Genomic DNA, 25,040 nt, shown 5'->3' with positions numbered 1-25,040 from the left:
GCGCGGGTCGTGCCGAGGAGGCGCGCGCCCGGTCGACGGCCCGCTCCCGACACGGCGTGGCCACGCTAGCTCAGGTCTTCTTCACGGGCTGGTATTTGGCCAGCTGGAACACGCCGTAGACGGCGACCGCGCCGGCGAGCAGGAAGAGCACGACGGCGACGGCGGGCGCGGTCGCGGCCTCCCCCAGCACGACGATGCCGATCGTGACGGCGATGATCGGGTCGACCACCGTGAGGCCGGCGATGACGAGGTCGGGCGAGCCCGACGAGTAGGCGTTCTGCACGAAGTACCCGCCCAGGGCCCCGGCGGCGAGGAGCATCACGAGGCAGACCACGCTGAGCCAGTCGAACTCCCCCGCCGTGATCCTGTTCAGGACGACCTTGGCGAGCGTCGCCACGAAGCCGTAGAGCACCCCGGCGCCGATGATGTAGAACAGCGCGCTGCGGCGACGGCGCAGGAGCACGAACGCCCCTCCGAGCAGGGCCCCCACCAAGAGCAGCAGCACGAGCACCGTGACGAGCTGCGGGGTCGTGATCGGGCTCTCCGTGGCGGTGAAGGCGGCGACGGTCGCGAACAGCCCGATGCCGCCCACGCAGATCGCGATCGAGCGCTTGACCCGGCCGGTCAGCCGACGCCCCGTCACCCGGGCGTTGACGAGGGCCGTGACGACGAGCGCGACGGCGCCGAGCGGCTGCACGACGAGGAGGGGCGCGATCTTCAGGCTGGTGAGCTGGAAGACGATCGCGAGGCCCAGCATGGCCGTCCCCATCACCCACGAGGGCCGCCCGAGCAGGGCGAGGACCTGGCGCACCGACATGCCGCTGTGCGCCGCGCCGAGCCGGTGCTCGACCTTCGCCACCCCCCGGCTCTGCAGCTGCGCGCCGATCGACAGGAAGACCGCGCCGACGAGGGCGAGCGGGATGCCGAGCGCCTGGTACGGGGTCAGCGAGACCTGGGCGGTCAGGTCCCCGAGGTCAGCGCTCACGCGACCACGGTAGCGGGCGCGTCGTCGATAGTCTGGACGAATGGCCGTACGTCCCATCTCGATCACGGGTGATCCCGTCCTCCACCACCGCGCCTCCGAGGTGCTCGACATCGACGACGAGCTGCGCACGCTCGTCGCCGACATGTTCGAGACCATGGACGCCGCTCCCGGGGTCGGCCTGGCCGGCCCGCAGGTGGGCGTGGGCCTCCGCCTGTTCGTCTGGTCGTGGATCGACGACGACGGAGGCGACCAGCGCGGCGTCGCGATCAACCCGACCCTCTGGCAGAGCCCGCTGACGATCGAGCCGCTCGACGACGAGGGCGAGTCGGAGGGCTGCCTGTCGATCCCGGGCGAGCGCTTCCCGCTGCGCCGTGCCGACAGCGTGCTGCTCCGGGCCACCGACCTCGACGGGCAGCCGTTCGAGATCGAGGCGGTCGGCTGGCTCGCCCGCATCTTCCAGCACGAGTACGACCACCTCGACGGCGTGCTCTACGCCGACCGTCTCGAGCACCCGTTCCACAAGGCTGCCGCCAAGGCCGTGAAGCGCGCGAGCTGGGGCGTGCCCGGCAAGACCTGGCTGCCGGGCGTCGACCACCTCGACGACTGATCGGCGCGGCCTCGGGCCTCGTCGCTCCCCGAGGACGTGAGGAGGCCCAGCGGGCGGAGCCGCTGGGCCGTCGCTCCCCCAGAACGTGAAAAGGCCCAGCGGGTGGAGCCGCTGGGCCTTCGCTCCCCGACTTGGACTCGAACCAAGAACCTGCCGGTTAACAGCCGGCTGCTCTGCCAATTGAGCTATCGAGGAATGGCAACTGCTGCGAACCTGAGTTCTCAACAGCGGGTCCAACTGTAGCGCACATCTGACCTCCGGATGAACACCGGGCGCGCGCCGGGCGCGTCGCGCCGCGGCCCCTGCACCCACCGCCCGCGGGCGGCCGTGGGACCGGACCTCAGTAGCCGGCGCGCGGGTCGACGACCCCCGCGAAGTCGCCGTCGCCGGCCAGGGCGCGCACGTTGTGGCGGATGCGCCCGGCGAGCAGCGGCGCCGTCATCTCGGGGGTGTCCGCCTGGTGCGGCGTCACAATCGCCCGGGGGTGGCCCCAGAGCGGGTGCCCGTCGGGCAGGGGCTCGGGCGACGTCACGTCGAGGCCGGCGCCCCAGAGACGCTCGTCGTCCAGGGCGGCGACCAGCGCCTCCGTGTCGACGAGGTCACCGCGCGCGACGTTCACCAGGACGGCCCGCGGAGGGAGCAGCGCGAGCCGCCGGGCGTCGACGAGGCGCGCCGTCTCGGCGGTCGAGGCCGCCGCGAGCACGACGACGTCGGCGTCGGGGAGCACCTCGTCGAGCTGCTCGACGGTGACCGTGCGCTCGGCGCCCGCCACGGGCTCGGCCGACCGGCGGACCACCGTCACGCGGCACTCGAAGGGCGCGAGCAGCCGCAGCAGCTCGCGCGCGATCCCTCCGGCGCCCACGACGACGACCCGTCGGCCGTACAGCGAGACCCCTCGCTGCTCGGTCTGCCACGAGGTGGCCTGGACGCGCGAGGGCACGACCCGGAACAGCGAGAGGACGAGCATCAGGGCGTGCTCGGCGACCGGCTCGGAGTACGCGCCCTTCGCGCTCGTCCAGAGGGGCCGGGGGGCGTCGGCGTGCCGGGCCAGCACGTCGGAGAAGGCGTCGACGCCGGCCCAGGGCAGCTGGACCCACTCGATGCCGGGATGGGCGGCGAGTGCCGCGTCGAGGCCGGCGACGTCACGGTACGACAGCCAGATCAGGCCGCGCGTGTCGGGGCCGAGCGGGACGAGCGTGCCCCCGGCCTCCTCGACGGCGGCCACGAAGACCGGGGACTCCCGCGGCGCCACGGTGACGGCGCCCGGGCGGGGCCGGCGGTCGGCGGGGAGGGCGGCGACCACGTCGGTGGAGCGGTGCCCGCGGGCGACCGGGACGTCAGCGCTGCCGGTCATCGCGGGTCTCCCCCGGCCGTCTGCCCGGCGTCGCCCTCGGCCTCGCCGCGCGGGCCGGCCGAGCCGAGCGGGCCGGTCGAGCCGACCGTTCCGGTCGACCCCCGCCGGATGGCGTCGATCGGCGACGTCTGCGCGAGCACCTTCACGTACGGGTCGACCCCGTCACGCAGCACCTCGTCGATCTGGCCGTGGCCCACGAGACGGCCGCCGCGCATCACTGCGACCCGGTCGGTCACGGCGCGCGCCTCGGCCACCGAGGAGGTGACGACGACGGCCGAGAACTGGCGGTCCTCGTGCAGGTTCTTGATCACGTCGAGCACGGCCTGGCGCACGAGCACGTCGACCCCGCGGGCGGGCTCGTCGGCGACGAGCAGGCTCGGCTCGAGCACGAGCGACCGCGCGAGCGCCACGCGCTGCCGCTGGCCCGAGCTGAGCTCCCACGTCTGCTTGAGCATGACGCTGAGCGGCAGGTGCACCGCGTCGACGAGCGTCGAGGTCAGACGACCGGCCTCCCGTCGGTCGAACCGCTTGTCACGGAGGTAGATCGGCTCCGCGATCGCCTCCCCCACGGTGAGGTCGGGGCTGAGCGCCTCGCCGTCGTCCTGCGCGAGGTAGCCGACCACGGCCGTGAGCCGGTCGCGACGCCGCGGCGACGCCCGCAGGAGGTCCTGCCCGAAGACGCGGGCGGCGCCGCCGACGATGCGGGGCCGCCCCTCGGGCGCTCGGCCGCGCCCGACGAGGCCGGCCAGGGCGAGGGCCAGGGTGGACTTGCCCGAGCCGCTCTCGCCGAGCACCGCGACGATCTCGCCGGGGGCCACCGAGAGCGTGACGCCGTCGACCGCCCGCAGGGCGGGGCTGCCGGCGCGCGCCGGGTACTCGAGCGAGAGGTCGTCGGTCGCGACCGGTCGCGACAGGTCGAGGTCGAGCCCCGCCACGGTCAGGCCGCGCCCTCGGCCGCCACGCGGTCGAGCTCGGCGAGGTGCTGCCGTCTGGCCGCCTGCTCGGCCGGGTCGGGCACGGGCAGCGACGCCAGCAGCCGCTGCGTGTACAGGTGCTCGGGGGCGCCGAGCACCTGGTCGTTCGGCCCCATCTCGACCATGTCGCCGTGGTACAGCACGCCGATGCGGTCGGCGAGCATGTTGACGACGGCGAGGTCGTGGCTGATGAACAGGGCGGCGAACCCGAGGTCGGACTGCAGCTCGCGGAACAGCTCGAGCACCCGCGCCTGGACCGACACGTCGAGCGCGCTGGTCGGCTCGTCGGCGATCAGCAGGGTCGGCTCGAGGGCCAGCGACCGGGCCAGGCTCGCACGCTGACGCTGGCCGCCGCTGAGCTCGTGCGGGTACCGGTCGCCGAACGCCCGGGGCAGCTGCACGGCCTCGAGCAGCTCGTCGACCCGCTTCCGCGCCGCACGGGCGTGCGGGGCACGGCCGTGCACCACCAGGGGCTCGGCGACGCACTCGGCGATCGTCAGCAGGGGGTTGAAGCTGGAGGCCGGGTCCTGGAAGACGAAGCCGATGTCGGCGCGGCGGGGCTTGAAGTCCCGTTCGTGCACGCCGTTCATCTCGACGCCGAGCACCTCGAGCGACCCGCCGGTGACCTTGGTCAGCCCGGCGATGGCCCGGCCGATGGTCGTCTTGCCTGAGCCGCTCTCGCCGACGAGGCCCAGCACCTCGCCCTTCGCGATGGAGAAGTCGACGCCCTTGACGGCACGGAAGCCGCTGCGGCCGAAGCGGCCCGGGTACTCGATCTCGAGCCCCGTGGCGCGCACGACGACCTCGCGGTCGGCCTCCGCCGCCTGCACCTGCGCGCCCCGCGCCTCCAGCTTGGGCACGGAGGCCAGCAGGCGCTTCGTGTAGTCGTCCTGAGGCGCGGCGAAGAGGTCCGCGGCGGACGCCTGCTCGACGACGCGGCCGAGGTACATCACGGCGACGCGGTCGGCCAGGTCGGCGACGACGCCCATGTTGTGGGTGATGAGCACGATGGCCGTGCCGAACTCGTCACGCAGGTCGCGCAGCAGGTCGAGGATCTCGGCCTGCACCGTCACGTCGAGGGCGGTGGTCGGCTCGTCGGCGACGATGACCGACGGGTTGAGCACGAGCGCCATCGCGATGACGACGCGCTGCTTCTGCCCGCCCGAGAACTGGTGGGGGTAGTGGTCGACCCGAGTCTCCGGGTCGGGGATGCCCACGCGACGCAGGATGTCGACGGCGCGGGCCTTCGCGTCCTTCCGGCTGACCTTGCCGTGGGCCCGGATGCCCTCGGCGATCTGCCAGCCCACCGTGTAGACGGGGTTAAGGGCGGTCGAGGGCTCCTGGAAGACCATGGCGACCTCGGTGCCGCGCAGCTCGCGCACCTTGCCGGCGCCGACCGAGAGCACGTCGCTCCCGCTCAGCACCACGGCGCCGCTCGCGGTTGCGGTCTCGGGCAGCAGCCCCAGGATCGTCTTGGCCGTCACGGACTTGCCGCTCCCCGACTCCCCCACGATCGCGAGGACCTCGCCGGCGCGCACGTCGAGCGTCACGCCCTGGACGGCCGGCACGTCGCCGCCGTCGGTGGCGAACGTGACGCGCAGGTCGGTGATGCCGACCGCGACGTCGCGCTGGTCGCGGGGCAGGTCGTGCGCGGCGTGGCGGACCGCCACCGCGCCTCCCGCGCTCGTCGTGCCGCCGGCCGTGGTGCTGGTGTCGTCGCTCATGCGGGGACCTCCGTCGTCTCGGCCGGTGCCTGCGCCGCGGCCGTCGTCTTCTTGCGCCCCGCGCGACGACGCGTCCGGAGGCGCGGGTCGGCCAGGTCGTTGAGGCTCTCGCCCACGAGGGTGATGCCGAGCACCATCAGCACGATCGCCGAGCCCGGGAACACGCCCGTCCACCAGATGCCGCTCGCCGTGTCGCTGAGCGCCCGGTTGAGGTCGTAGCCCCACTCGGCGGCCGAGGTCGGGCCGATGCCGAAGCCGAGGAACCCGAGCGCTGCCAGGGTGAGGATCGCCTCGGAGGCGTTCAGGGTGAGGATGAGCGGCAGGCTCCGCGTGGCGTTCCGCAGCACGTGCCGGAACATGATGCGCGGGGTGCTGCTGCCGACGACCTTCGCCGACTCGACGAAGGCCTCGGCCTTGAGGCGGACGGCCTCGGCGCGGACCACGCGGAAGTACTGCGGCACGTAGACCACCGTGATCGAGATGCCGGCGGAGAGGATGCCGCCCCACAGGCTCGACTGCCCCCCGCTGATGACGATCGAGATGACGATCGCGAGCAGCAGCGACGGGAAGGCGTAGACGGCGTCGGCGACGACCACGAGCACGCGGTCGAGCCAGCCTCCGAGGTAGCCCGAGACGAGGCCGAGCACGACGCCGATCGAGATCGAGAGGACCACGGCGACGACGATCACGGCGATCGCCGTGCGGGTGCCCCAGACGACCCGGCTGAAGACGTCGTAGCCGCCCACCGTCGTGCCCCAGAGGTGCATGGCGGAGGGGGCGGCCTGACGGGCGAAGTTGCCGTCGGCGTCGCTCAGCTGGCCGAAGCCGTAGGGCGCGATGAGCGGCGCGAAGAGGGCCAGGACGATGAAGACGACGCAGAGCACGAGGCCGGCGACGAGCATGCCGCGCTGGAGCCCGACCGAGCGCCGGAGGTGCGAGACGACCGGGAGGCGCTTCCAGAGCGGCTCGCGGCGGTCGGCGAGGACGGCGGTGGGGACGGTGGACATGTCAGTACCTCACTCGCGGGTCGATGAGAGCCGCGATCACGTCGACGACGAAGTTGGTGACGGCGACGATCACCGCCAGCACGGCCACGATGCCCTGCACGGCGACGAAGTCGCGCGCCGACAGGTACTGCTGCAGCTCGAAGCCGAGGCCGCGCCAGCCGAAGGTCGTCTCGGTCAGCACCGAGCCGCCGAGCAGCATGGCGATCTGCAGGCCCATGACGGTGATGATCGGGATGAGCGCGGGCTTCAGCGCGTGCTTGCGGACGAGGCGGAACTCCGAGACCCCGCGCGAGCGGGCGGCGTCGACGTACTCGGAGCCGAGGGTGCCGATGACGTTCGTGCGCACCAGGCGCAGGAAGATGCCGGCCGTGAGGAGGCCGAGGGTCAGGGCGGGCAGCACGGCGTGGCTCAGCACGTTGGTCGTGATGGTCGCGTTGCCGATGCGCAGGGCGTCGATGATGTAGACGCCGGTGGGGTTGTCGATGCGCCCCAGGGCGATGCCCACCCTCGTGTCGGCGCGGCCACTGAGCGGCAGCCAGCCCAGCCAGACCGAGAAGACGAGCTTGAGCAGCAGGCCCGCGAAGAAGACGGGGGTCGCGTAGGCGAGGATCGCGAGGATGCGCAGCACGGCGTCCGGCCAGCGGTCGCGCACGTAGGCGGCGAGCATGCCGAGCGGGATGCCGATCACCAGCGCGACGATCAGGGCGTAGAAGACGAGCTCGACCGTGGCCGCGCCGTACGTGACGATGACCTCGCTGATCTGGCGGTTGTCGGTCGCGGTCGTGCCGAAGTCGAGGCGGACGATCTGGCCCAGGTACTCGAGGTACTGGACGATGATCGGCCGGTCGTAGCCCGCGGCGTGCAGGCGCTCCTGCAGCTGCGCCTCGGTGAGGCGGCCCCCGACGGAGGCGGTGATCGGGTTCCCGACGACCCGCATCAGGAAGAAGACCAGGGTGACCAGGATGAAGACGGTCGGGATGATCAGGAGGGCCCTGACCACGAGGTAGCGGCCGAGGCCGCCGCCGGAGGACTTCCGCCTCTTCTCGGTGGTCGTCGGGGGCGTCGCGGGAGCTGTGGCGCTCCCGGTGAGCACTGTCACGTCACTGTGCCTTTCGTGGTGGTGCGGAGCGGACGCGGGAAGGGGGCGTCCCGCCCGTGGGCGGGACACCCCCTCCGCGTCACGCGGTGTCTCGGTCGGTGCCGACCCGCTCGTGGCGGGTCAGCGGTGCGGCCGTCAGCGGCTCAGGGCGCCGTAGCGGAACTTGAACGACGCGTCGAGCGTGTCGTCGACTCCCTGGATGTCGGAGGCCGAGACGACGACCTGCGTGCCCTGGAGCAGCGGCAGGGTCGGCAGGTCGGCGGCGACCGCGTCCTGGATCTGGCCGATGAGCGCCGTGCGGGCGGTCTCATCGGACTCGGCGATCTCCTGCGTGAGCAGGCCCTGCACCTCGGCGTCGTCGTAGTGGTTGCCGACGAAGTTGTCCTTCACGAAGAACGGCGACAGGTAGTTGTCGGCGTCCGAGAAGTCGGGGAACCAGCCCAGCTGGTACACGGGGTAGGCGTCCTCGCGGCGCTCGCTCGAGTAGGTGTCCCAGAGGGTCGACTGCAGGTTGACGGTGAAGAGGCCGGTGGCCTCGAGCTGCGTCTTGATCAGCGCGTACTCCTCGTCGCTCGAGGCGCCGTAGTGGTCGGGGCTGTACTGCAGGTCGATCGACACGGGCGTCGAGACGCCGGCGGCCGAGAGGGCCTCGGTGGCCTTCGCCACGTCGGCTCCGCCGTCGCCGTCGCCGTAGAGCTCCTTGAGGGGCTCGGTGGCGCCGGTCAGACCGTCGGGGACGACCGAGTAGAGGGGCGTGTAGGTGTCGTTGTAGACGTCCTTCGCGAGGGCCGCGCGGTCGACGCTGTCGGCGACGGCCTGGCGCACGGCCAGGGCCTTGGCCGGGTCGGCGTCGGGCTGCGTGGCGCCGAAGGGCTGGGTGTTCAGGTTGAAGACCATGTAGCGGATCTCGCCGCCGGGGCCGTTGTGCACCGTCAGCGAGTCGTCCTTCGCCAGGTCGGCGAGGTCGGTCGGGCTGAGGCTGCGGTTGGCGACGTCGACGTCGCCCTCCTGCACGGCGAGCTTGAGGTCGGTCTCCTTGGTGTAGTACGTGGCCGTGATCGAGGAGGCCTTCGGAGCGCCGAGGACGCCGTCGTACGAGTCGTTGGCCTCGTACTGGATCGCCTCGTTCTCCTTGTAGTCGGTGATCGAGTACTGGCCCGAGAAGGCGTCGCCCGAGACGATGTCGGCCGGCGCGGTCAGGCTCGTGGCCGAGAAGACGTCCTCGTCGACGATGGGGCCGGCGGGGCTCGAGAGGATCTGCGGCCAGGTCTGGTCGGCGCCCTTGAGGTGGAAGACGACGGTCGTGTCGTCGGGCGCGTCGGTGCTGTCGAGGTTCGCGAGGAGCGACGAGGGGCCGTTGTCGTCGGCGATGGCGAGCTGGCGGTCGAACGTGAACTTGACGTCGCTCGAGGTGAGCGCGTTGCCGTTCGCGAAGGTCAGGCCGTCCTTGAGGGTGACCGTGTAGGTCGTCGGGTCGGTGAACTCGGCGGAGGCCGCGAGGTCGGGCTCGACGTCGGGGCTGCCGTACGGCGAGTTCATCAGGAAGCCGAAGACCTGGTTCTGCACGGCGAACGAGCCGTTGTCGTACGAACCGGCCGGGTCGAGCGAGGTGATGACGTCGGTGGTGCCGACGCTGATGCCGTTCAGCGCGTCGTCGGCGGCGTCGCCGCCTCCGGACGCGCAGCCGGCGAGGACGAGGGCGGTGGCGGCGACGCCACCGGTGATCGCGAGGACGCGACGGCCGAGCCTGATGTCGGACGTTGTCATATCCGGTTGCCTCTTTCTCTGGGTACGAGGGGCTCCCGACACCGCTGCTGTGAGGTGCGGCCGTTTCTGGGAGTGCTCATTGGTAACACACGCCCGGCCTCGGGTCGTAGCCCAGGCCGGATCGTTAACAAGACGGCAACGAACCTTGCCACGTGGTCTGGTCGTCGCAGCAGCTCGTGTATGCGCTTCCAGGCAGGTGTCGTCGCTGTCGGGGCCCGTCGCGGTCGCGGACCCCCGCCGTCGCGGGCGGTCGCTACTCGGCGCGGACGGCGCGCCGCTCCGCCTCGACCTCGACGAGCCGACGTTGGAGCTCACGGTGTCGCTCGGGCTCGGCCTTGACGTCGGTGCGCTGGAACTGCCCCATCAGGTCCGCCTTCTGCCGCAGGAGGTCGCGCTCGACCAGCGAGGAGACGATGCCGCGGCAGTAGGTGGTGATCTCCCGGCCCTCGCGCTCCGGCAGCGGCGCGACGGCGAGCTCCTTGGCGAGGCCCGCGTAGTACTCGGGGGTCTGGTCGAGCACCACGTCGAGCCACCGCGGGTCGCCGAAGCTGTCGAGGCTGACCGCGACGGCGTCCTTGACCACGTCGAACGACGCGGTCGCGAGCGTCGCCCGCGTCGCGCGCTGGATCAGCTCGAGGCCGACGGCGGCCGGCTGCTGCAGGATCGCCATCAGCGCGTCCCGCTCGAGACGGGTGGTCAGGTCGCCGGGCAGCGTCATCAGGCTGGGGCCCGCAGGCTCCTCGGGCAGCGGCGGCAGGCTGGTGATGGACTGACGCCCGTCGGAGACGCTCTTCGGCTGGGCCCGCTCGAGGGCGGCCACGGCACCGGAGGCGCGGCGCGCCTCCTCGACGCTGGTCGCGACCTCCCCCGGGTCGAGCCCCAGCCAGCCCGCGAGCGAGCGGACGTAGCCCTGGGTCATCGACCGGTCGCGGATGCCGGCCACGACGGGAGCCGCGGCGCGCAGGGCGGCGACCCGCCCCTCCACCGTCTCCAGGTCGTGGGCGTCGAGCACCCGGCGGATCATGAACTCGAACATCGGCCGCTTCGTGTCGACGAGGCGCCGGACCGCGTCGTCGCCGCGGTTGAGCCGCAGGTCGCACGGGTCGAGCCCGTCGGGCGCGACGGCCACGAAGGTCTGCGCCGAGAAGCGGCTCTCCTCGGCGAAGGCGCGGGAGGCGGCCCGCTGACCGGCCTCGTCGGGGTCGAAGGTGAAGACGACCTCACCGGCCGTCGACGTGTCCGCCCCGCCGACGTCGCCGAGCATCGGGCGCAGCAGCTTGATGTGGTCGACGCCGAACGACGTGCCGCAGGTGGCGACGGCGGTGGTGACGCCCGCGAGGTGGCACGCCATGACGTCCGTGTAGCCCTCGACGATGACGACCTGCTTGCCCTTGGCGATGTCGCGTCGGGCGAGGTCGAGCCCGTAGAGCACCTGCGACTTGTGGTAGACGGGCGTCTCGGGCGTGTTGAGGTACTTCGGGCCCTTGTCGTCGTCGAGCAGGCGGCGCGCGCCGAAGCCGATCGTCGAGCCCGTGACGTCGCGGATCGGCCACAGCAGCCGGCCCCGGAACCTGTCGTAGGGGCTGCGGTCGCCCTGGCTGAGCAGGCCCGCCGTCACGAGCTCCTCGTCGGTGAAGCGCAGGCCCTTGAGGTGCGAGCGGAGGGCGTCGAACGACTTCGGCGCGAAGCCGACCCCGAAGCGCTCGGCGGCCGCCGGGTCGAAGCCCCTCTCGCCGAGGAAGCGCCGGGCCGGGTCGGCGTCGGCCGCCGTGAGGTGCTCGACGAAGAACTCGCGAGCCGCCTCGTTCGCCGCCAGGAGGCGCGCCCGGTTGCCGTGGTCGCTCGCCTGGCCACCGTCCTCGTAGTGCAGGGCGAAGCCGATGCGGCCCGCGAGACGCTCCACCGCCTCCTGGAAGGTGGTGTGGTCCATCTTCATGACGAAGCTGTAGACGTCGCCGTCCTCGCCGCAGCCGAAGCAGTGGTACCGGCCGACCTGCGGCCGCACGTGGAAGCTCGGGCTGCGCTCGTCGTGGAACGGGCAGAGGCCCTTGAGGCTGCCGACGCCCGCGCCCTTGAGCGTGACGTGGTCGCCGACGACGTCGGCGATGTTGGTGCGCGAGCGCACCTCGTCGATGTCGTCCCGCTTGATCAGCCCTGCCACGGATCGATCCTAGGTCGGGGCTCCGACACGGGGGCTGTGCCCCGGAGGCTGGTGTGCTCGGAGGCGGTGTCGCTCGGGCGCGTCACCGAGAGCCGACGAGACGGTCGTGCCAGGCCATGGCGCTCTGGTCGGTCAGCGACGCGACCTGGTCGACGACCACGCGGCGGCGGGCGGCGTCGTCGGAGGCGCTGGCCCAGTCGGCCGCGAAGCCCGCGTCGAGCTCGGAGTCGCCCCGCTGCCAGAGGGACTCGGCGAGGGTGGTCAGCACTTCGCGCTGGCGCTCGTAGATCGGCTGGCGTGCGCCCTGGGTCATCACGAACGCGGCGGTGATCCCCTTGAGCACGGCGATCTCGCCGATGACGTCGGGCGAGATGACCATGCTCGCGCGGAACCGGATGAGCGACTCCTCCGCGTACGACTCCCGGGTCGACTGCGTGGCCGAGCCCGCGAAGCGGCCGATGAGCTGGCTGGTGAGGTTCTTCAGCCGGGCCTGGTCGAGCCGGCCGCCGTCGTACGACCGCAGCCAGAAGGGCTGGCGGCGCAGCCGCTCGAACGCCTCCACCAGCTCGTCACGGCTGAGCTCGCCGCCGACCCACGCGTGCATGGCCGTCACGAGGGCGTCGTGGCCGTCGAGCGAGCCGAGGCTCGAGACGTCGACGTAGCCGTTCACCACGGCGTCCTCGAAGTCGTGCACGGAGTAGGCGATGTCGTCGGAGAGGTCCATCACCTGGGCCTCGATGCAGCGACGGCGACGAGGGGCCCCGGCGCGCAGCCACCGGAACGCCGCCGTGTCGTCGTCGTAGAAGCCGAACTTCATGCGCCCGCCGGGGTCGGGCACGCCCTGCGCGGCCGGCCACGGGTACTTGCAGCTCGCGTCGAGGCTGGCACGGGTCAGGTTGAGGCCGAAGCTGCGCCCGGTCGCGTCGATGACCTTGGGCTCGATGCGCGTGAGCAGGCGGAGGGTCTGCGCGTTGCCCTCGAAGCCGCCGATGTCGCGCGACCACTCGTTGAGGGCACGCTCGCCGTTGTGCCCGAAGGGCGGGTGCCCGAGGTCGTGGGCCAGGCACGCCGTGTCGACGACGTCGGGGTCGAGGCCCAGGCTCGTCGCGAGCTCACGACCGACCTGCGCGACCTCGAGCGAGTGCGTCAGCCGGTTGCGCGCGAAGTCGAGGCCCGCGGTGGGGCTCAGCACCTGCGTCTTGGCCGCGAGGCGACGGAGCGCGCTCGAGTGCAGCAGCCGAGCGCGATCGCGGGCGAAGTCGCTGCGTCGGTTCGAGTGCTGCTCGGGCAGCCACCGCTCGGAGTCGGCGGGGTCGTAGGCGACGCTCACGGCGTGCGGGGACGCAGCGGTCACCGGTCACCTCTCGGTTCGGGGCAGGCAGGACGGCGGGCGGAGCAGCGGGCGGAGTCGCGGGGAGGCACGACCGGGCGGGTGCGGGCCGGCAGGTGCGGGGCGATGCGGATCGACACGCCTCAGCCGCCGCTGTGGTGCAGCTCGGCGGCGGCCAGCTCGGCCTTGAAGGCGACGTCGAGCTCACGGCTCTCGAGCCAGCGATCGGGCAGGGACGGTCGCTTCGGGCTGCCGGCGCGCCCGCGAGGGCCCTCGGCGGCCTCGCCGGGGTACTCCTGCGAGCCGTCGAGCGTCGACAGCAGGTCGTCCATCTGCTGGAGGGACTCCACCGCCGCCAGGCTGGCGCGGGTCTCGCCGCCGACGGGGTACCCCTTGAAGTACCAGGCGACGTGCTTGCGGATGTCGCGGCACGCGTGCGGCTCGTCGCCGTCGTAGAACTCGACGAGCAGCTCGGCGTGGCGTCGGAAGGCGGCGGCCACCTCGCCGAGCGTGGGCTCGGCCTTGGCGTCCTCGCCGCGGAAGGCGGCCGCGAGGTCGCCGAAGAGCCACGGACGCCCGAGGCACCCCCGGCCGACGACGACGCCGTCGCAGCCGGTCTCGTCGACCATGCGCAGGGCGTCCGCCGCCGACCAGATGTCGCCGTTGCCCAGCACGGGCACGCTGCCGATGGTCTCCTTCAGGGTGGCGATGGCCGACCAGTCGGCCGTGCCGGAGTAGAACTCGGAGGCGGTGCGCGCGTGGAGCGCGATGCTCGCGACGCCGGCACCCTCGGCCGCTCGGCCGGCCTCGAGGTAGGTCAGGTGGTCGGCGTCGATGCCCTTCCGCATCTTCACCGTGACCGGGACGTCACCGGCGGCGCGCACGGCCCGCTCGACGATCTCGCGGAACAGGCCGAGCTTCCAGGGGAGGGCTGCTCCCCCGCCCCGACGCGTCACCTTCGCCACCGGGCAGCCGAAGTTGAGGTCGATGTGGTCGGCGCGGTCCTCCGCCACGAGCATGGTGACCGCCTCGGCGACGGTGTTGGGCTCGACCCCGTAGAGCTGGATGCTGCGGAGGGTCTCGCTCTCGTGGTGCTGGATGAGCCGCATCGACTCGGGGGTGCGCTCGACCAGCGCACGGCTCGTGATCATCTCGCTCACGTAGAGACCGGCGCCGTACTCGCGGCAGAGGCGGCGGTAGGCGGTGTTCGTGATGCCGGCCATCGGGGCGAGGACGACGGGCGAGGCCACGTCGATCGGTCCGATCGAGAGGCCGGGGGAAGGAAGGGTGGTGGTGGACATCTGTACGATTCTCCCATGAGCGACGAGGGCGCGACAGTCGGGTCGGCAGCGGGTGTGGACGAGTCGGAGGGGCGTGGAGTCGGGGAGGGACGCGGCGACGGGGGCTCCCCCGCTGGTCCCGGAGCCGACCGGGTGTCGGCCGCGGCCGATCAGCTGGGCCTCGCCGTCGAGGTGGTCGAGCGGCCCGCCGCGGAGAGCCTGGAGCAGGCCGCGGCCCTCCTCGGCCTCGACGCCTCGTCCGTGGTCAAGAGCCTCGTCGTGAAGCGGCACGACGGGTCGTTCCTCTTCGCGCTCGTGCCGGGAGACCGACAGATCTCGTGGAGCAAGCTGCGATCCGTGGTGGGCGTCAACAAGCTGTCGATGCCCTCGGCCGAGGTGGCCTTCGCGGCCACCGGCTACGAACGCGGCACCATCACCCCGCTGGGCAGCTCGACCGCGTGGCCGGTCTTCGCCGACGAGCGGATCCTCGGGCTGCGCGTCGCCCTCGGGGCCGGGGTCCACGGCCGGAGCGCCCTCGTCGACGCCGACGCGCTCGTCGAGGGCCTCTCGGCGACCGTGGCGGACATCAGCGACTGAGCTCGATCCCCGCCGTCGCGAGGAGGACGACGACGGCGGAGGACGCCGTCGTCGTCGGGCACGACGGACGTCGCGTCAGATCTGACGGCCCTCGTCGAGAGCCTCGACGACGGCTCGGGCGGGTGCCTGGCCGCTCGCGGTGGCCGCGTGCACGTCGGCGACGACGGCCGGCAGGAGGCACGAGTCGCCCTCGCAGGCCAGCGCGTCCGCGTCGCCCAGCATCGTGAAGGCGGCGCTCATCGGTCGACCCCGACGGCGGGAGCCGCCGCAGCCGCGCTGCGCTCGGCGACGACCTGCTGCAGCGCCCCGAGGAAGGTCTCCGGCGCCTGGGCGCCGCTGATGCCGTACTTGCCCTCGAGGACGAAGAAGGGGACCCCCGAGATGCCGTAGGCCTGGGCCTGCCGCTGATCGTCACGGACGTCGGCGAGGTGGGCGTCCGACTCCAGGGCCGCGACGACCTCGTCGCGGTCGAGCCCGACCTCGGCGGCCAGGTCGGCGAGGTCCTCGACCCGGCCGACGTGACGCCCCTCCTCGAAGTAGGCCGAGAGGAGGCGCTCCTTCATGTCGAGCTGGCGCCCCCGGGCCTTCGCGAAGTGCAGCAGCTGGTGCGCCTTGACGGTGTTGGTGTGCCTCAGGGCGTCGAAGTCGTAGGCGAGCCCGACCTCGGCGGCGATCCCGGCGACGTTGTCGAGCATGCCCTGCACCTGGTCGGCCGGCATGCCCTTGTGCTTCGACAGGAAGTCGATCTCGTCGCCCTCGAAGTCCACCGGGGTGTCGGGCGAGAGCTCGAACGAGTGGTACTCGACGGTGACGGCGCCCTCGAACCTCTCGACCGCGGCCTCGAACTTGCGCTTGCCGATGAAGCACCACGGGCAGGCGATGTCGCTCCACACGTCGACGACGACGGGGTCGCGGGGGGAGGGAACGGTGGAGGCGGGGGTCGAGTCGGTCACGCCTAGAGCCAAGTCCGGCCACGCCCCCGGCATTCCCGGGACAGCCTCCAGGACCGCCCGCCCCGAGCAGCCAGGAGCCGCGGGAGCCCCGGCGCGGGCCGTCCGCCGGGGGCAGGGCCGCCCGCGGTGCTGATCATGGCGTCGACGGCGGCCTCCGTCTCGGCCCACCGGTGGCGCACGGCGAGGAAGCTCGCCCGGAGCGGCAGGTACCCGGCCCGGGCTGTCAGGCCGTCCTTCCACCTGTCGCGTTCGAACCGGCCCTCGTGGTGCTCTCGGCCGTCCGTCTCGAGACCGACGAGCCCGTCGACGGTCAGGTCGACCGCCTCCCCCAGGGGGCCCACGACCACCTGCCGAGCCACCCGCCGACCTCGGAGGCGGAGGCGCGTGCCCGCGACGCTCTCGATCATGCTCTGGGCACCCTCGTCGCTCCAGGCGGCCAGGCCCGCCGCGTCGCGCTGATGGGCTCCGAGCACGGGCTCGACGTCGACCCGGTCGACCACTGCGGCCCGTCGGGCCCAGTCGGCGAGGGCGACGGCGTCCTCGAACGAGCCGGCCTCGACGACGGCTCGCGACAGGGCGTCGTGCACGTGGACGACGGCGGACGTGCCGCGGCCCGAGACGGCCGGGCCGTCCCACACCACCCTCGTTCCCGGCCTGCGGCGGAGCCGTGACGCCGTCCGGGGCACGGAGACGACGACCTGCGAGGGTGGCCGCCAGGCCCAGGCTCCCTGCAGGGCCAGCGCGGACGCCCCCGCGAGGCGGCCCCCGACGCCGACGGCGACGAAGCGCGGATCGGTCGGACTCCACGTCGAGTACCACCCCCTGCGGGGCCGCAGCACTCCCCCGTGGCGGACGGCAGCGGTGAGGTGTCGGTCGGACGCGCCGTGCGCGACCAGATCACGCTTGTGCAGCAGTCCGCCGGCGTCGTGCACCAGCTCTCGGATCGTCGTCATGGGCCGATCCTGGTGCTCCGCGAGGGCAGGCCCCCGACGCCGCCCGCCCTCCCGTGGACAGGACTCACCCGGCGGCCGCTGGGGAGGGCGCGTCCCGCACCGGCGCACCTCCCGCACCGCGCCTCCCGTCCCTCACGCGCGCCCCGCGCCTCCCCCGCACGCGCGCCCCGCGCCTCCCCCGCACGCGCGCCCGCGCCTCCCCCTCTCGCGCTCCCCGCGCCTCCCGTCCCCGCACGCGCTCCCCGCGCCTCCCCCTCTCGCCGTCACGCCGTCTCGCTCTCCCGCTCTCCCGCTCTGCCGCTCTCCCCCACCCCACCGCTCACCCGCCCTCCGTCGGCAACTCCTGCTCCCTGCGGCGTGACGCGCCTCGACGCCCCCGCCGACGACACCCGGCAGGAGTTGCCGACGGCGCCGACGCCAGTCGCACAGCCGGTCACGGCACCGCCTCAGCCCGCGTCGCTCCGGGGCCGGTCGGCAACTCCTGCGCGCTGTCGTGGGCCGAGCCGCCGAGCGCGCCGTGACGACACCCAGCAGGAATTCCCGACCGCGGCCGAGCCGACGCGAGCAGCACCCTCCGCCACGCCCGTAGGCCCCCACCATCCAGGGACCGGTCGGCGACTCCTGCCCGCTGTCGCGGCCCGAGCCGCGGAGCGCGCGCCGGAGACACCGTTCAGGAGTTCCCCACCCGAGCACCCGGGGGCACCGGCGGCGAGCGGTGGGGAGACGCCCAGGGTGGGCGGCGGGGGTCGCTGCCCAGCACCACCAGGCGGAGGCGCGGGTCGGCGCCCAGCACCACCAGGCGGAGGCGCGGGTCGGCGCCCAGCACCACCAGGCGGAGGCGCGGGTCGGCGCCCAGCACCACCAGGCGGAGGCGGGGGTCGGCGCCCAGCACCACCAGGCGGAGGCGGGGGCGCGGCGGCGGACCCTGCCGCCTCCAGCCCGGCGTCGACGGTCCGGTGCCGGTTGCGCGACGCGGCGGTCGGCTCGTCCTGCACGCTGCACGTGGGGAGGGGCTGGGCCGCCGCGGCGTGACAGCGAGCAGGAGTTGCCGACCACGCGCGGAGGACGCGCTGCGGGCCGGGGACGAGGGCGGCGCCATGCACGGACTGCGGTGCCGTCGCGAGCGACGACACCGCGCGTGCAGGCCGCAGGCTCGGACTCAAGGGCGCGCCCCAAGCCATGACGCGGCACAGGCGCAGATCGGGACGGAGAGAGGGCCCCGACAGCACACGCCGTCGGGGCCCTCTCGGCGTGCCGGAGGCCTAGGCGCCGAGCAGCTGCTCCGCCAGGTAGCCGCGGAGGGCCGAGAGCGGCATGCGCTCCTGGGCCATCGTGTCGCGCTCGCGCACCGTGACCGCGTCGTCGTCGAGGGAGTCGAAGTCGACCGTGACGCAGAACGGCGTGCCGATCTCGTCCTGGCGGCGGTAGCGACGCCCGATCGCGCCGGCGTCGTCGAAGTCGATGTTCCAGTACTTGCGGAGGTCGGCGGCCAGGCCCCGGGCGAGCGGCGACAGCTGCTCGTTGCGGCTCAGCGGCAGCACGGCCACCTTGATCGGCGCCAGGCGGCGGTCGAGCTTCAGGACGGTGCGCTTGTCGACGCCGCCCTTCGCGTTCGGCGCTTCGTCCTCCGTGTAGGCGTCGACGAGGAAGGCCATCAGCGAGCGGGTGAGGCCCGCCGCGGGCTCGATGACGTAGGGCGTCCAGCGCTCGTTCTTCGCCTGGTCGAAGTACGACAAGTCCTTGCCGGAGGCGGCGGCGTGCGTCTTGAGGTCGTAGTCGGTGCGGTTCGCGACGCCCTCGAGCTCGCCGAACTCGCCGCCCGCGAAGCGGAAGCGGTACTCGATGTCGACGGTGCGCTTCGAGTAGTGCGACAGCTTCTCGGCCGCGTGCTCGTAGAGGCGGAGGTTGTCGGGGTCGATGCCGAGGTCGACGTACCACTGGAAGCGCTGGTCGATCCAGTACTGGTGCCACTCTTCGTCGGTGCCGGGCTCGACGAAGAACTCCATCTCCATCTGCTCGAACTCGCGGGTGCGGAAGATGAAGTTGCCGGGCGTGATCTCGTTGCGGAAGCTCTTGCCGATCTGGCCGATGCCGAACGGGGGCTTGATGCGCGACGACTGCAGGATGTTGTCGAAGTTGGTGAAGATGCCCTGGGCCGTCTCGGGTCGCAGGTACGCCATGCCCTGCTCGTTGTCGACCGGGCCGAGGAAGGTCTTCAGCAGGCCGGAGAAGTTCTGCGGCTCCGTCCACGAGCCGGGCTGGCCGGTCTCGGGGTCGCGCACGTCGGCGAGGCCGTTCTCCGGCGGGTGGCCGTGCTTGGCCTCGTACGCCTCGAGCAGGTGGTCGGCGCGGTAGCGCTTGTGGGTGTGCAGCGACTCGACCAGCGGGTCGCTGAAGACCTCGACGTGGCCCGAGGCCTCCCACACCTGACGGGGCAGGATGACCGCCGAGTCGAGCCCGACCACGTCGTCGCGGCCCTGCACCATGGTCTGCCACCACTGGCGCTTGATGTTCTCCTTCAGGGCCACGCCGAGGGGGCCGTAGTCCCACGCCGACCGCGATCCGCCGTAGATCTCTCCCGACTGGAAGACGAACCCTCGGCGCTTGGCCAGGGCGATGACGGAATCGAGACGGTTGGGTGCTGCCACGTGTGATGCTCCAGAGAGTCAGGCCGAGCTGGGTGCCCGGTGGGTCGAGGTACCCGGCAACTCTAGCCGCCGAGGTCGCCGCGCCAGGGCCGGGGCCCCGGGCCGGCGTCAGGGCCGGAGGGCCGGCGTCAGGGCCGGAGTCAGGGCCGGAGGCCCGGCGTCAGGGCCGGAGGGCCCGCACGACGGCCTCCACGTCGTCGCCGTCGTTCCAGAGGTGGAAGGCGACGCGCGCACGCCCCGCGCGGCCCGAGACGGTCAGGCCCGCCGCGGTCATCGCCGCGACGTCGCGGGCCTCCGCGTCGGGCCAGGTGACGATCGCCTGCCCCTGCTCGGCGATGCCGAGGCGTCGGCACAGCTCGTCGCCGAGCCCGCTGGCGTGGGCCCAGGCCTCCGCGACGTCGAGCCGGGAGAAGGCGTCGAGGGCGGGCAGGGCGCCGGCCCACGCCTGCCAGGCCGGCGACACGTCGAACGCCCGGGCGTCCGTCGCGAGGTGCATCTCGGGCCCGTAGCAGGACGACCACACGGACTCCCCCGCGTACCACCCGGCCTGGACGGGCCGGAGCTCGGCGAGGGCCCGCGCCGAGAACGTCGCGAGGGCCGCGCCGCGCGGGCTGCAGAGCCACTTGTAGGCGTGGCAGACCGTCACGTCGACGGTCGCGGCGTCGACCGGCAGCACGCCGGCGGCCTGGGTCAGGTCGCAGACGGTGAGGCTGCCGTGCCGGGCCGCGGACGCCACCACCGCGGCGTGGTCGGCGACCTCCCCCGTGGCCGACTGCACCGCCGACCAGGCCACCACGGCGGTGCGCTCCCCCACGCTCTCCGCCAACTCGGCCAGCGGCACGCTCCTCACCGTGACGCCCCGGTGCGCCTGCGCCACGAACGGGAACACCATCGAGCTGAAGTCGCCGTCGACGCAGAGCACCTCGGCGCCGTCGGGGACGGCCGCGGCGACCACCGACACCATCACCGACGTCTGGGAGCCGATCGCGACGGCCGACGTCGGGACGCCGACCGACCGGGCCCACGCGGCCCGCGACTCCTCGACGATCGCCCCGTAGTCGACGGGCGACCGGCGGCCCGTCCGCCAGGCCTCCTGGTCACGCTGCTGCGCCTCCAGCGTCGCGGCCAGCGGCAGCCCCATCGTGCAGGCGGCGAGGTAGCCGGTGCCGCGGGCGAACTCCCCCGCGAGGTCCGCGACGGAGAGCGGAGCGCCGGCAGGGGCCGGGAGGGTGCGGGCGGGTGCGGTCATGCCTCCAGGGTGACGACCCGCTCCCGTCACGACAACCGCCAGCTCCGCTCGAGATCCATAACCCGGGGTTATGGTCGAGCCATGAGCGACGACGTCGACCTGCAGACCCTCCGGGTCGTGCGGGCCCTGGCCGAGACGGGCACCATCACGGCGGCGGCCGCCCGCCTGGGCTACAGCCAGCCCGCCGTCAGCCAGCACCTACGACGCGCGGAGGCGCGGGTCGGCCACCCGCTCGTCCTGCGGTCGGGCCGCGGGGTCGCCCTCACCGAGGCCGGCCGCCGTCTCGCCGAGCACGCCGTGCACGTGCAGGCCGCGCTCGACGCCGCGCGGCAGGAGCTCGACCACCTGGGCGGGGCGACGTCCGGCCGGGTGCGCCTCGCGGGCTTCCCGAGCGCCTCCTCGACCCTCGTCCCCGAGGTCCTCTCCGCCCTGCACCGGAGCCGCCCCGGGCTGCGGGTGGACTACGTCGAGGCCGAGCCGCCGGAGGCGCTGGCCCTGGTCAGGGACGGCCTCGCCGACGTGGCCGTGGTCTTCGGGCACGCCGGGGCGGGCGCGCCCTCGCCGGCCCCGCTGCCCGACTCCCTCCGGGAGCACCCCGCCTTCGTCGACGACACCGTGCTCGTGGTGCCCCGCGCGCACGGCTTCCAGCCCGGAGACGACTTCGCCTCGCTCGCGGCGGAGCGCTGGATCGGCGGGTGCCCACGCTGTCGGGGCCACCTGCTCGCGTCGTGCGCGTCGGCGGGCTTCGAGCCCGAGATCGTGCTCGAGACGGACAACGCCCTCGCGGTGCTGGGGCTCGTCGCGTCGGGGCTCGGCGTCGCCCTCCTGCCGGGGCTCTCGCTGCAGGCCGCGGCGCTGCCGGACGGCGTGCGGGTCGTGCCGCTGCCCCGCGGGATGGCCCGCGTCATCTCCGTGGTCCACCGACGCGGGGCCCGACGCGTGCCGAGCGTGCGACTGCTGGCCGAGGCCCTGCACGCGGTCGATCCCGCGGCGCACGGGCTCCGGGGCGTCGTGGGGCCCGAGGCCGCTCCGACCCCCGCCTCCCGCGTCGGCGTCGGGGGTCCCGGCTAGGCTGGCGACCCGCCCGCCGTGCCGTCCGCGCGGCCGCCCGTCCGAGAGGTGCCTGCCCCGTGTCGAGAAGAACCCTCGCCTCCGCCGCCCTGCTCTCCGCGGCCCTCCTGGGGCTGACCGGGTGCTACGCCGACCTCGACACGCTCCGCCCCGCCGACGGCTCGTCCGGGGCGTCGGGCTCCGACCCCGGGCAGGGCTCGTCCGGTGTCCCGCAGCCCCAGGTGACGGGGGCGCCCGGCACGGGCGGCGGGTCGGCGGCGGACGACCTCGTACCCGGGGGCGCGCTGCTGAACCAGGTCAACTACAAGGACCTCACGATCTACGTCTACGGCGTCGGCGAGCTCACGACCACCGAACCGTCGATCTTCGCGCGGCCGGACGGCACCGACCCCTACCCGGCCGGCACGACGGTCGAGGCGACCGTCTACGTGCTGTCGAACGCCTCGCAGCGACGCCTCGACCTCACCGACCTCTCGGCCGACTACTCGTCGTACGGCAACGACCTCGCCCAGCAGGACACCTTCGCCGGGCAGGACCTCATCACGAGCCAGGGCTGGTCGACGGAGCTGGCGACGCAGTTCCCCGCCGACGCGACGTCGTGGTACCTGCTGCCCGGCGAGCAGGTCGTGTTCGGCAACGCCTGGTTCCACCGTCAGGCCGACGGGCCGCTGACGCTGCAGTTCCTCTGGCCCGCCGAGCGCATCTTCCTCGGGGCCAACGTCCAGTTCTGAGGCTCAGGCGCCCTCACCGGGGGCGTCGACGGCCCCGCCGAAGCGGCGCGCCCGCCGGGCGTAGGTGGTGACGGCCCCCCAGAGGTGCTCGCGGGTGAAGTCGGGCCAGAGCGTGTCGAGGAAGACCATCTCGGCGTAGGCGGACTGCCAGAGCAGGAAGTTGCTCGTCCGTTGCTCGCCCGAGCTGCGGACGAAGAGGTCGACGTCGGGCAGGTCGGCCGTGTAGAGGTGCTTCTGGATCAGCTTCTCGCTGACCCCCGACGGCTTGATGCGCCCGGCGGCGACCCCCACGGCGATCTCACGGACGGCGTCGGCGATCTCGGTGCGACCGCCGTAGTTGACGCACATCGTGAGGGTCAGCACGTCGTTGTCGCGGGTGAGCTGCTCGGCGAACTGCAGCTCCTTGATGACGGAGCCCCACAGCCGCGGCTTCCGGCCCGCCCAGCGCACCCGGACCCCCCACGCGTTCAGCTGGTCGCGGCGACGGTGCAGCACCTCGCGGTTGAAGCCCATGAGGAAGCGCACCTCGTCGGGCGAGCGCTTCCAGTTCTCGGTCGAGAAGGCGTAGACGCTCAGGTGCTTGACGCCCAGCTGGATCGCGCCCGCGACGACGTCGAGCAGGCTCGCCTCGCCGGCCTTGTGGCCCTCCACCCTCGTCAGGCCACGGCCGTTGGCCCAGCGGCCGTTGCCGTCCATCACGACGGCGACGTGCTCGGGCACGGCCGCGGCGGGGAGCGCGGGCGGGTAGAGGCCCGTCCAGTCGAGGGGGCGGAAGTCGACGGCGTCGCGGTGGGTCTTCTTCACGGGGTCCCTCCGAGGGCGTGCGGGGTCGGGGTGGTCGGGGTGCTCGGATCGACCGCGGGCACGGGCACGGGCACGGGCACGACGGTCGCCGCGAGTGCCGCCGCCTCGGCCGCCGCCGTCGCGCGGACGCCGGCCGAGAGCTGCGGTCGCCCCGGCTCCCGGTCGAGGTGCTGCATCGACCGGAGGCCACGCTCGAGGTGCCACTGCGTGTAGGCCGCGACGACGCCGCTGGCCTGGTTGCGCGTCGCCTCGCTCGCCGCCTCCGCGGTCGCCCAGTCGCCGGTCAGCAACGCGGCGAGGAGGCCGAGCGCCTCGCGCGACAGGCGAGGAGCCCCGGGAGGCGCGTGCGAGTCCGCGACGACCCCGCCCAGCTGGACGACGAACGCCGAGTGCGGCCCGGGTGCACCCGTGACGGCGCAGTCCCCGAAGCTCGGCGACCACCCGGCGACGCTGAGGGCCCGCAGGAGGTACGAGTCGAGCGTCAGCTGCGGCGCGTGCTCGTGCCGCGAGAGCGACCGCAGCGCCCCCACCAGCAGGAGGTACTGCTGGAGGCCGGCCTCCGCCTCCGTCAGCTTGTCGGCCGTCTCGACCATGACGCTGCCGGCGGTGTAGCTGGCGTAGTCGCTCGCGATGAGGGCGCCGTACGAGCCGAGGGACTCCGCCTGCTGCACGATGTCGAGCGAGCGGCCCTCGTAGAGCTGGAGGTCAGCGACCATCATCGGCTCGAGGCGGGCCCCGAACTTCGACGCGGTGCGACGGACGCCCTTGGCGACGGCTCGGATCTTGCCGTGCTGGCGGCTGAGCATGGTGACGATGCGGTCGGCCTCACCCAGCTTGTGGGTGCGCAGCACGACGCATTCATCACGGTAGACGGGCACCGACCCATGATCCCACGCGTGGTACAAACGTCGGATGCACGCCACGGCCTTCGCCATCCCCCTCTGGGCTGATCTCCTGGCCGTCGGCGTGGGGAGCCTCCAGGGCGCGATGTTCGCCTCCGAGTTCAAGGACCGCCGCCTCGACCTGCTCGGCGTGGCCATCATCGGCATCGCGACCGGGCTCGGGGGCGGCATCCTCCGCGACGTCCTGCTCGGGCAGGTGCCGCGCATGATGGCGAGCAACTGGTACCTGCTGGTCGCGGTCGCCGCCGCGCTCGTCGGCATGGCGCTGCAGCGCCTCTTCCACCGGCTCGCCAGCGTCATCACGGCCCTCGACGCCCTGACGATCGGGCTCTTCGGCGCGATCGGCTCGACGAAGGCGCTGTCGCTCGGGCTGCCGGAGATCCCGGCGATCTTCGTGGGGGTGATCTCCGCCGTGGGCGGTTCGGTGCTGCGCGACGTGCTCATGAACCTCACGATCGCGATGATGCACGTGGGGTCGCTCTACGCCGTCGCGGCCGCGGGCGGCACCGTGGTGCTCGTCAGCCTCGTCTCCCTCGGCGTGCCCGCGGCGGCCGCCGCCGTGATCGGCACGTCGGTGACGCTGGTGATCCGGCTGCTGGCCGTGCGCTTCGGCTGGACGCTGCCCGAGCAGCGCTCGCTCAGCCGCCTGCCCCGCTGGCGCCGGCCCCGCTGAGCCGGCCCGCGCCTCCTCGCGGTCGCGGGCCGCTGCCCCCGCTCGCGCCGGGCCCCCGCTCGCGCCGGGCCCCCGGGACAGCCCGGTCGGCAACTCCTGCCCCGTGGCGCGCCAGCGGCTCCGGCGTCGCTCTAGACGACGGTGTGCAGGAGTTGCCGACCGGGGGGATGC

The 25,040-nt window shown here is 73.3% G+C and carries 22 protein-coding genes, 1 tRNA gene and 1 pseudogene; 5 read left to right on the top strand and 19 right to left on the bottom strand.

All coding sequences use genetic code 11. From position 1 onward, the window contains the following. Positions 1-70: 70 nt before the first annotated feature. The gene (locus FHR77_RS04865) at positions 71-985 is read right to left on the bottom strand and encodes a DMT family transporter (RefSeq protein ID WP_341777222.1); all 915 of its coding nucleotides are present in this window, start codon (positions 983-985) and stop codon (positions 71-73) included. 40 nt (positions 986-1,025) lie between these two features. On the opposite strand from FHR77_RS04865, the gene def reads away from it, so the two are divergent. After that, on the top strand, positions 1,026-1,592 hold the full coding sequence (def, locus tag FHR77_RS04860; RefSeq protein WP_167259052.1) for a peptide deformylase: 567 nt from the start codon (positions 1,026-1,028) through the stop codon (positions 1,590-1,592). A gap of 122 nt (positions 1,593-1,714) precedes the next feature. Here the strand turns inward: def and FHR77_RS04855 are convergent. The 10 genes from FHR77_RS04855 to dusB all read right to left on the bottom strand — a co-directional run bounded on the left by FHR77_RS04855 (position 1,715) and on the right by dusB (position 14,309). Further along, positions 1,715-1,787: transfer RNA gene (locus tag FHR77_RS04855), tRNA-Asn, on the bottom strand. Between the two features lie 145 nt (positions 1,788-1,932). Next, positions 1,933-2,946: a D-isomer specific 2-hydroxyacid dehydrogenase family protein gene (locus FHR77_RS04850; RefSeq protein ID WP_167259051.1), complete on the bottom strand. Its 1,014-nt coding sequence runs from the start codon at positions 2,944-2,946 to the stop codon at positions 1,933-1,935. Next, positions 2,943-3,881: an ATP-binding cassette domain-containing protein gene (locus FHR77_RS04845; RefSeq protein WP_341777221.1), complete on the bottom strand. Its 939-nt coding sequence runs from the start codon at positions 3,879-3,881 to the stop codon at positions 2,943-2,945. Before FHR77_RS04845 ends, FHR77_RS04850 begins: the two co-directional genes overlap by 4 nt. A 2-nt stretch (positions 3,882-3,883) precedes the next feature. Further along, positions 3,884-5,644 (bottom strand): dipeptide ABC transporter ATP-binding protein, encoded by a 1,761-nt coding sequence (locus FHR77_RS04840; protein WP_167259050.1) that lies wholly within the window; start codon positions 5,642-5,644, stop codon positions 3,884-3,886. Continuing rightward, positions 5,641-6,651 (bottom strand): ABC transporter permease, encoded by a 1,011-nt coding sequence (locus FHR77_RS04835; protein WP_167259049.1) that lies wholly within the window; start codon positions 6,649-6,651, stop codon positions 5,641-5,643. The genes FHR77_RS04840 and FHR77_RS04835 overlap by 4 nt, the downstream gene beginning before the upstream one ends. A gap of 1 nt (position 6,652) precedes the next feature. Then, entirely contained in the window at positions 6,653-7,750 is a 1,098-nt protein-coding gene (locus FHR77_RS04830; protein ID WP_424955529.1) for an ABC transporter permease, read from the bottom strand. 135 nt (positions 7,751-7,885) lie between these two features. Beyond that, a complete protein-coding gene (locus FHR77_RS04825; RefSeq protein ID WP_167259048.1) occupies positions 7,886-9,517 on the bottom strand; it encodes an ABC transporter substrate-binding protein in 1,632 nt (543 codons plus the stop codon). A 253-nt stretch (positions 9,518-9,770) separates the two neighbouring features. Then, positions 9,771-11,678 (bottom strand): DNA primase, encoded by a 1,908-nt coding sequence (gene dnaG / locus FHR77_RS04820; RefSeq protein ID WP_167259047.1) that lies wholly within the window; start codon positions 11,676-11,678, stop codon positions 9,771-9,773. A gap of 82 nt (positions 11,679-11,760) precedes the next feature. Then, positions 11,761-13,032 carry a deoxyguanosinetriphosphate triphosphohydrolase gene (locus FHR77_RS04815; RefSeq protein ID WP_167259046.1) on the bottom strand — a complete coding sequence of 424 codons (1,272 nt, stop codon included), beginning with the start codon at positions 13,030-13,032 and terminating at the stop codon, positions 11,761-11,763. 119 nt (positions 13,033-13,151) lie between these two features. Then, positions 13,152-14,309, bottom strand: coding sequence for a tRNA dihydrouridine synthase DusB (gene dusB, locus FHR77_RS04810; protein WP_167259045.1), 1,158 nt, complete (start codon positions 14,307-14,309; stop codon positions 13,152-13,154). A gap of 15 nt (positions 14,310-14,324) precedes the next feature. On the opposite strand from dusB, the gene FHR77_RS04805 reads away from it, so the two are divergent. Further along, positions 14,325-14,885 (top strand): aminoacyl-tRNA deacylase, encoded by a 561-nt coding sequence (locus FHR77_RS04805; protein ID WP_167259044.1) that lies wholly within the window; start codon positions 14,325-14,327, stop codon positions 14,883-14,885. Between the two features lie 75 nt (positions 14,886-14,960). Here the strand turns inward: FHR77_RS04805 and FHR77_RS04800 are convergent, their stop codons facing one another. The 6 genes from FHR77_RS04800 to FHR77_RS04775 all read right to left on the bottom strand — a co-directional run bounded on the left by FHR77_RS04800 (position 14,961) and on the right by FHR77_RS04775 (position 20,688). Next, the gene (locus tag FHR77_RS04800; protein WP_167259043.1) at positions 14,961-15,125 is read right to left on the bottom strand and encodes a hypothetical protein; all 165 of its coding nucleotides are present in this window, start codon (positions 15,123-15,125) and stop codon (positions 14,961-14,963) included. Then, positions 15,122-15,838 carry a DsbA family oxidoreductase gene (locus tag FHR77_RS04795; RefSeq protein WP_341777220.1) on the bottom strand — a complete coding sequence of 239 codons (717 nt, stop codon included), beginning with the start codon at positions 15,836-15,838 and terminating at the stop codon, positions 15,122-15,124. The genes FHR77_RS04800 and FHR77_RS04795 overlap by 4 nt, the downstream gene beginning before the upstream one ends. 2 nt (positions 15,839-15,840) lie before the next feature. Then, on the bottom strand, positions 15,841-16,791 hold the full coding sequence (locus FHR77_RS04790; RefSeq protein WP_167259041.1) for a hypothetical protein: 951 nt from the start codon (positions 16,789-16,791) through the stop codon (positions 15,841-15,843). Between the two features lie 670 nt (positions 16,792-17,461). Then, entirely contained in the window at positions 17,462-17,686 is a 225-nt protein-coding gene (locus tag FHR77_RS04785) for a hypothetical protein (protein WP_167259040.1), read from the bottom strand. A gap of 367 nt (positions 17,687-18,053) precedes the next feature. Next, the gene (locus FHR77_RS04780) at positions 18,054-19,439 is read right to left on the bottom strand and encodes a glycine--tRNA ligase (RefSeq protein ID WP_056054249.1); all 1,386 of its coding nucleotides are present in this window, start codon (positions 19,437-19,439) and stop codon (positions 18,054-18,056) included. A gap of 160 nt (positions 19,440-19,599) precedes the next feature. Further along, on the bottom strand, positions 19,600-20,688 hold the full coding sequence (locus FHR77_RS04775) for an aminotransferase class V-fold PLP-dependent enzyme (protein ID WP_167259039.1): 1,089 nt from the start codon (positions 20,686-20,688) through the stop codon (positions 19,600-19,602). Positions 20,689-20,769: 81 nt separating this feature from the next. On the opposite strand from FHR77_RS04775, the gene FHR77_RS04770 reads away from it, so the two are divergent. Both FHR77_RS04770 and FHR77_RS04765 read left to right on the top strand, forming a co-directional pair. Continuing rightward, the gene (locus FHR77_RS04770; protein WP_167259038.1) at positions 20,770-21,759 is read left to right on the top strand and encodes a LysR family transcriptional regulator; all 990 of its coding nucleotides are present in this window, start codon (positions 20,770-20,772) and stop codon (positions 21,757-21,759) included. Positions 21,760-21,818: 59 nt separating this feature from the next. Next, positions 21,819-22,490 (top strand): hypothetical protein, encoded by a 672-nt coding sequence (locus FHR77_RS04765; RefSeq protein ID WP_167259037.1) that lies wholly within the window; start codon positions 21,819-21,821, stop codon positions 22,488-22,490. 3 nt (positions 22,491-22,493) lie between these two features. Here FHR77_RS04765 and FHR77_RS04760 read toward each other — a convergent pair whose 3' ends face one another. Together FHR77_RS04760 and recO are read right to left on the bottom strand one after the other, a co-directional pair. Beyond that, entirely contained in the window at positions 22,494-23,294 is an 801-nt protein-coding gene (locus FHR77_RS04760) for an isoprenyl transferase (protein ID WP_167259036.1), read from the bottom strand. Between the two features lie 158 nt (positions 23,295-23,452). After that, positions 23,453-24,172 (bottom strand): annotated as a pseudogene (recO, locus tag FHR77_RS04755) (DNA repair protein RecO); the annotation flags it as partial. Positions 24,173-24,206: 34 nt separating this feature from the next. Here recO and FHR77_RS04750 point away from each other — a divergent pair. Continuing rightward, entirely contained in the window at positions 24,207-24,869 is a 663-nt protein-coding gene (locus FHR77_RS04750) for a trimeric intracellular cation channel family protein (RefSeq protein WP_056054235.1), read from the top strand. The last annotated feature ends 171 nt before the right edge of the window (positions 24,870-25,040 follow it).

The organism is Frigoribacterium endophyticum (genome assembly GCF_011759585.1).
In the GTDB taxonomy this organism is placed as follows: Bacteria; Actinomycetota; Actinomycetes; order Actinomycetales; family Microbacteriaceae; genus Frigoribacterium; species Frigoribacterium endophyticum.
Note: the sequence above shows the minus strand (reverse complement) of the source record. Positions and strands in the feature narration are given on the sequence as shown.

Excerpts from the sequence above, each read along its gene's own strand:
- def (WP_167259052.1), top strand. The coding sequence starts at position 1,026 with ATGGCCGTACGTCCCATCTCGATCACGGGTGATCCCGTCCTCCACCAC.
- FHR77_RS04850 (WP_167259051.1), bottom strand. The coding sequence starts at position 2,946 with ATGACCGGCAGCGCTGACGTCCCGGTCGCCCGCGGGCACCGCTCCACC.
- FHR77_RS04840 (WP_167259050.1), bottom strand. The coding sequence starts at position 5,644 with ATGAGCGACGACACCAGCACCACGGCCGGCGGCACGACGAGCGCGGGA.
- FHR77_RS04835 (WP_167259049.1), bottom strand. The coding sequence starts at position 6,651 with ATGTCCACCGTCCCCACCGCCGTCCTCGCCGACCGCCGCGAGCCGCTC.
- FHR77_RS04825 (WP_167259048.1), bottom strand. The coding sequence starts at position 9,517 with ATGACAACGTCCGACATCAGGCTCGGCCGTCGCGTCCTCGCGATCACC.
- dusB (WP_167259045.1), bottom strand. The coding sequence starts at position 14,309 with ATGTCCACCACCACCCTTCCTTCCCCCGGCCTCTCGATCGGACCGATC.
- FHR77_RS04805 (WP_167259044.1), top strand. The coding sequence starts at position 14,325 with ATGAGCGACGAGGGCGCGACAGTCGGGTCGGCAGCGGGTGTGGACGAG.
- FHR77_RS04800 (WP_167259043.1), bottom strand. The coding sequence starts at position 15,125 with ATGAGCGCCGCCTTCACGATGCTGGGCGACGCGGACGCGCTGGCCTGC.
- FHR77_RS04790 (WP_167259041.1), bottom strand. The coding sequence starts at position 16,791 with ATGACGACGATCCGAGAGCTGGTGCACGACGCCGGCGGACTGCTGCAC.
- FHR77_RS04775 (WP_167259039.1), bottom strand. The coding sequence starts at position 20,688 with ATGACCGCACCCGCCCGCACCCTCCCGGCCCCTGCCGGCGCTCCGCTC.
- FHR77_RS04770 (WP_167259038.1), top strand. The coding sequence starts at position 20,770 with ATGAGCGACGACGTCGACCTGCAGACCCTCCGGGTCGTGCGGGCCCTG.
- FHR77_RS04750 (WP_056054235.1), top strand. The coding sequence starts at position 24,207 with ATGCACGCCACGGCCTTCGCCATCCCCCTCTGGGCTGATCTCCTGGCC.